Here is a 5,102-nt window from a genome sequence, read left to right on the forward strand (position 1 = left end):
GCTTCGTTTTAATTAATAGATTATGAATTTAGTTAGGAACACCCTATGACACCTGAGCATTTTTCACAACTAGCGGCTCAAGGCTACAATCGCATTCCTGTCACGCGTGAAGTCTTGGCTGACCTCGATACGCCCTTAAGTACTTATCTTAAACTCGCTAACGGCACCTATTCTTATTTACTAGAGTCTGTTCATGGTGGCGAGAAATGGGGCCGATACTCCATCATCGGTTTGCCTTGTACGCAAGTACTTAGAATTTCTGGCTCCACAGCCACACTCGAGCAAGATGGCGAAATCATCGAGCGACACGAGTGCAGTGACCCTTTAGCTTTTGTTGAGGAATTCCAAACGCGTTTCAAGGTGCCCGAAATAGAAGGCTTACCACGCTTCAATGGCGGTTTGGTTGGCTACTTTGGTTATGACACCGTTCGATACATTGAACCAAAGCTTGCTGACAGCTGTCCTGAAGATCCTTTGGGTACACCTGATATCTTGCTTATGGTGTCTGACCAGCTGGTTGTATTCGATAACCTAAGTGGCAAGTTGATACTTATTCATCATGCAGACCCTGCCACTGAAGATGCTTATCAAATAGCTCAGTCGGTACTGGATTTATTGGTTCATCGTTTACGGAATAATACCTGCGCGGAGCCGGCTCAAGAAGCCACACAAACTGACATAAAAGAAAGCGACTTTATATCTGGATTTTCTGAAGACAAGTTTAAAGACGCTGTCGATACCATTAAGGAATACGTACTCTCTGGTGACGTGATGCAAACGGTGATTTCACAGCGCATGTCGATTCCGTTTACTGCTGAGCCTTTGAATCTGTATCGCTCCTTACGCTGTTTGAATCCTTCTCCCTATATGTACTTTTTGAACTTGGGCGAGTTTCATATTGTCGGCTCATCACCTGAAATACTTGCGCGCGTAGAAGAGGGTGAAGTTACTGTTCGGCCGATTGCTGGTACTCGCAAGCGCGGCATGAATGAAGAAGAAGACTTAGCCTTAGAGAAAGACCTACTCGCAGATCCTAAAGAATGCGCCGAGCATTTGATGCTAATCGATTTAGGACGAAATGATGCTGGCCGCGTTAGTGAAATTGGCAGTGTAGAGCTCACCGATAAAATGGTGATAGAGCGCTACTCTCATGTTATGCACATTGTCTCGAACGTGACCGGCAAGCTAAAACCCGATACCAGTCCGATTGATGTATTACGCGCGACTTTCCCTGCCGGTACTCTAAGTGGTGCCCCGAAAATTCGTGCGATGGAAATCATCGATGAGCTTGAGCCGGTTAAGCGGGGCGTTTATGGCGGCGCTGTTGGTTACCTCTCATGGAATGGCAATATGGACACGGCGATTGCCATTCGCACCGCGGTCATAAAAGACCAGGTATTGCATATTCAAGCCGGTGCGGGAGTCGTTGCAGACTCGGTACCGCAAAGTGAGTGGGATGAAACCATGAATAAAGGGCGCGCTGTATTCAGAGCGGTGGCAATGGCAACTCAAGGCTTAGACGGGTAAGGAGAAAAACAATGCTATTAATGATTGATAACTACGACTCGTTTACCTACAACGTTGTTCAGTACTTGGGCGAACTCGGTGCCGATGTTCATGTTTACCGTAACGATGAAATTACCATCGAAGAAATTGAAGCGCTAAAACCTAGTAAAATTGTGATTTCACCTGGCCCCTGTACGCCAAACGAAGCCGGTGTATCACTGGCTGCCATTGAGCACTTTAAAGGCAAGCTTCCAATTCTTGGTATTTGTTTGGGTCACCAAAGTATTGGCCAGGCTTTTGGCGGAAATATCATTCGTGCCGGGCAGGTGATGCACGGTAAGACTTCAGCCATGCATCATAACGATAGGGGCGTATTTAAGGGATTGACTAACCCTTTCACCGCAACCCGTTACCACTCACTGGTTATTTGTAAAGATACGCTACCTGATTGCCTGGAAATCACGGCATGGACTGAAAACGAAGACGGTAGTGTCGAAGAGATCATGGGTGTTCGCCACAAGGAACTTGATATTGAAGGGGTTCAATTCCACCCTGAGTCAATTCTAAGTGAACACGGTCATGACTTACTTAAGAATTTCTTAGACCGATAAGATAAAACGATAAGCGAATAAAAATAGGTATACGCATGGATATTACTCAAGCTCTGGCAAAAGTCGTTGAAAACACCGACCTAGCAACCGATGAAATGCAGTCTGTCATGCAACAGATTATGACAGGCCAAGCGACAGAAGCTCAAATTGGCGGTTTCCTAGTTGCTTTGCGCATGAAAGGCGAAAGCATTGATGAAATTACCGGCGCTGCTCAGGTGATGCGAGAGCTCTCTACTAAAGTAGATATCAGCGGCGAACACTTGGTAGATACCTGTGGCACCGGCGGCGATGGTGCTAACTTGTTTAACGTCTCGACAGCCAGTGCATTTGTGGTAGCTGCAGCGGGTGGCAAGGTAGCAAAGCATGGTAACCGTAGCGTTTCTAGCAGCACTGGCAGTGCTGATGTACTCGAAGCTGCAGGCATTAATTTGTCTTTAAGCCCCGAGCAAGTACAGCGTTGTATTGAGGAAATTGGTGTTGGTTTTATGTTTGCACCAGCTCACCATAGCGCTATGAAGCATGCTATTGGCCCCCGGAAGCAGATGGCTATTCGTACCATCTTCAATATGCTTGGCCCCATGACTAACCCTGCTAACGTTGGTAAGCAAGTGATCGGCGTATTCAATAGTGCTTTGTGTAAGCCTATGGCTGAAGTATTAAAACGTCTGGGTAGCGAGCATGTACTCATCGTCCACGCGAGTGACGGCCTCGATGAGATCACTATTTCCGGCGACAGCCATGTCGCTGAACTCAAGGATGGCGTAGTCAGTGAATACACCATCAAACCAGAAGACTTTGACCTGGCGCGAGCTTCACTTGATGGCTTGGGTGTCGATAGTGCAGAACAAAGCCTAAACTTGATAAAAGCAGCTTTAGGAAAGGAACAAAGCGAGGCTGCGCAAAAAGCACGCTCAATTATTACTTTAAATGCCGGTGCAGCGATCTATGCTTCTGACCTGGCTAGTAGTTTGGCTGAAGGCGTTGAGCTGGCATCCGATGCCATTGGTTCTGGCGTAGCTTTAGCTAAATTAAATGACTTGGCGAGCTTTACGCGCGTATTTGCAGAATAACTTTATATACCGGATTCATTATGTCAGACGTTTCTTTTGGCCCAGATTCAGCCAGCGATAAAACTCCAACCATTCTGCGAAAGATTGTCGCACGCAAGTGGCAGGAAATTGAGGAAAGACAAAGCACGCTAAAGCTAGCCGACTGCAAGGCACAAGCCTTCGATCGGGATGAGACCCGCGGCTTTGTGCGGGCGATAGAATCCAAGAACGCGAACAATTTGCCTGCCATTATTGCCGAGATCAAGAAGGCATCACCAAGCAAAGGAATTATTCGAGAGGACTTTGTACCTGCCGCCATTGCCGAAAGTTATGAGAAGGCCGGTGCAGCCTGTTTATCGGTACTTACTGACCGTGATTTTTTCCAAGGCCATGAGGACTATTTGCAACAAGCTCGTGCTGCGAGCGCCTTGCCGATTATCCGTAAGGATTTTATGGTCGCGCCTTATCAGATCTACGAAAGCCGCGTTGTGAATGCTGATTGCGTGCTACTGATTGCCGCTTGCCTAACAAAAGATCAAATGCAGGAGTTAAGTGGCATCGCCCATGAAATCGGCCTGGATGTTTTGGTCGAAGTTCATAATGAAGCAGAGCTTAAAGATGCCTTAACGCTGGAAACTCGCTTAATCGGCATTAATAATCGGGACCTTCACTCTTTCGAAGTATCACTCGATAACACCTTTAACTTATTGAAGCAGATTCCCGAAGATAGGATTGTGGTCACAGAAAGCGGCATACATGCTCGAGAAGACGTGATCGCTATGCAAGAACGTGATGTGAACGCCTTCTTAGTCGGTGAAGCATTTATGCGGGCGGCAGACCCGGGTAAGGAGTTAGAGCGTTTGTTTTTTTAGGTATTTATAGGCAGTCATACTGTGACTGCCTATCAAATGATACTGAAACCATATCATAGCCATGACGAGATAGGTCTTTTATTAACTGCCTATCTGCCAAGACAGTATTACAAATCTGGTGAATACTGCCTTGAAGATCATTACTGGCAAGTCGCAAATCAAAATCCATCACTAAGTAGCGCATGCTGCCATACTCATCAGCATGCACCTGATTAACACTTTCATAGTTGATAAAGCGATACGAGCTATCGGCATTGAAGTGTGATTCCAGACGAGAAGAAAGTTCATCAGCTTCAGCAAGTGCCGCCAATGAAAACATCATGGCAAATAATACCAAGCCTTGTAGTATTGACTGTAGGCTCTTATTAGACTTTCTTTCTTCCAGGTTCCAGATCATATTTCACCACGCTCTTCGTTTAGGTAGCTCTAGTTTAACGAAGAGGGTGCTTAAATATTAGTCTGTCAGCAATGGTTTTACCCTTGTTTACACTTGCTCAGACTTTAAGCTTCTCGGTGAAAGGAGGCCAACCCAAAGGTTTACCAGCGATTAAATGCAGGTGTACGTGGTAGACGCTTTGTCCACCATATTCATTGCAATTCATCACAACACGGTAACCATCTTCTGCGAAGCCCATATCGGCGGCAATATTCTTGGCAACAAAGAACAAATGTCCAAATGTTTCCTTATCACCTTCATCCATATCGTTAATCGTCGCGATTGGTTTTTTAGGGATGATAAGCAAGTGTACGGGAGCGGTTGGCTGAATATCCTTGAATGCCAGGCAGATGTCATCTTCATAGACGATATCTGCAGGAATCTGACGATCAATAATTTTGGTAAATAGCGTTTCTGTCATTGTTTTTTCCTCGTTTGCTTCCTTTAGGCTTGAGCAAGTTTAGGCAAGTTACCTATTGCGCCCACCGCATACTGCATCACTTTATTTTTCGCAGGCCCGGAATTATTTGCTAGACCCAGGCCTATATTTCTTACCACCCTTAGCGGCAGCAACTCATTACTAAAGCCATGATAGAACATATCCATAATGCTCATCATTTTCTGGTTC

General features: G+C 45.9%; 6 protein-coding genes and 1 pseudogene. 4 read left to right on the forward strand and 3 right to left on the reverse strand.

Features of this window, described 5'->3' with window-relative positions:
- The first annotated feature begins 45 nt into the window (after nucleotides 1-45).
- The 4 genes from trpE to trpC are packed head-to-tail and all read left to right on the forward strand — an operon-like array spanning nucleotide 46 to nucleotide 4,038.
- Nucleotides 46-1,527 carry an anthranilate synthase component I gene (gene trpE / locus A3761_RS13890; protein WP_068514455.1) on the forward strand — a complete coding sequence of 494 codons (1,482 nt, stop codon included), beginning with the start codon at nucleotides 46-48 and terminating at the stop codon, nucleotides 1,525-1,527.
- 11 nt (nucleotides 1,528-1,538) lie between these two features.
- Nucleotides 1,539-2,117, forward strand: coding sequence for an aminodeoxychorismate/anthranilate synthase component II (locus A3761_RS13895; protein ID WP_068554207.1), 579 nt, complete (start codon nucleotides 1,539-1,541; stop codon nucleotides 2,115-2,117).
- Nucleotides 2,118-2,152: 35 nt separating this feature from the next.
- Entirely contained in the window at nucleotides 2,153-3,187 is a 1,035-nt protein-coding gene (gene trpD / locus A3761_RS13900) for an anthranilate phosphoribosyltransferase (protein WP_068554209.1), read from the forward strand.
- A gap of 20 nt (nucleotides 3,188-3,207) precedes the next feature.
- Entirely contained in the window at nucleotides 3,208-4,038 is an 831-nt protein-coding gene (gene trpC / locus A3761_RS13905) for an indole-3-glycerol phosphate synthase TrpC (RefSeq protein ID WP_068514462.1), read from the forward strand.
- Nucleotides 4,039-4,042: 4 nt separating this feature from the next.
- Here the strand turns inward: trpC and A3761_RS13910 are convergent, their stop codons facing one another.
- The 3 genes and pseudogenes from A3761_RS13910 to ubiF form a co-directional block, all read right to left on the reverse strand.
- Nucleotides 4,043-4,435: a hypothetical protein gene (locus tag A3761_RS13910; protein ID WP_156490586.1), complete on the reverse strand. Its 393-nt coding sequence runs from the start codon at nucleotides 4,433-4,435 to the stop codon at nucleotides 4,043-4,045.
- A gap of 97 nt (nucleotides 4,436-4,532) precedes the next feature.
- Nucleotides 4,533-4,895, reverse strand: a complete 363-nt coding sequence (locus A3761_RS13915) for a histidine triad nucleotide-binding protein (RefSeq protein WP_068514465.1) — start codon at nucleotides 4,893-4,895, stop codon at nucleotides 4,533-4,535.
- 23 nt (nucleotides 4,896-4,918) lie between these two features.
- Nucleotides 4,919-5,102: pseudogene (ubiF, locus tag A3761_RS26285) on the reverse strand (2-octaprenyl-3-methyl-6-methoxy-1,4-benzoquinol hydroxylase); the annotation flags it as partial.

This window comes from Oleiphilus sp. HI0123, from assembly GCF_001635315.1.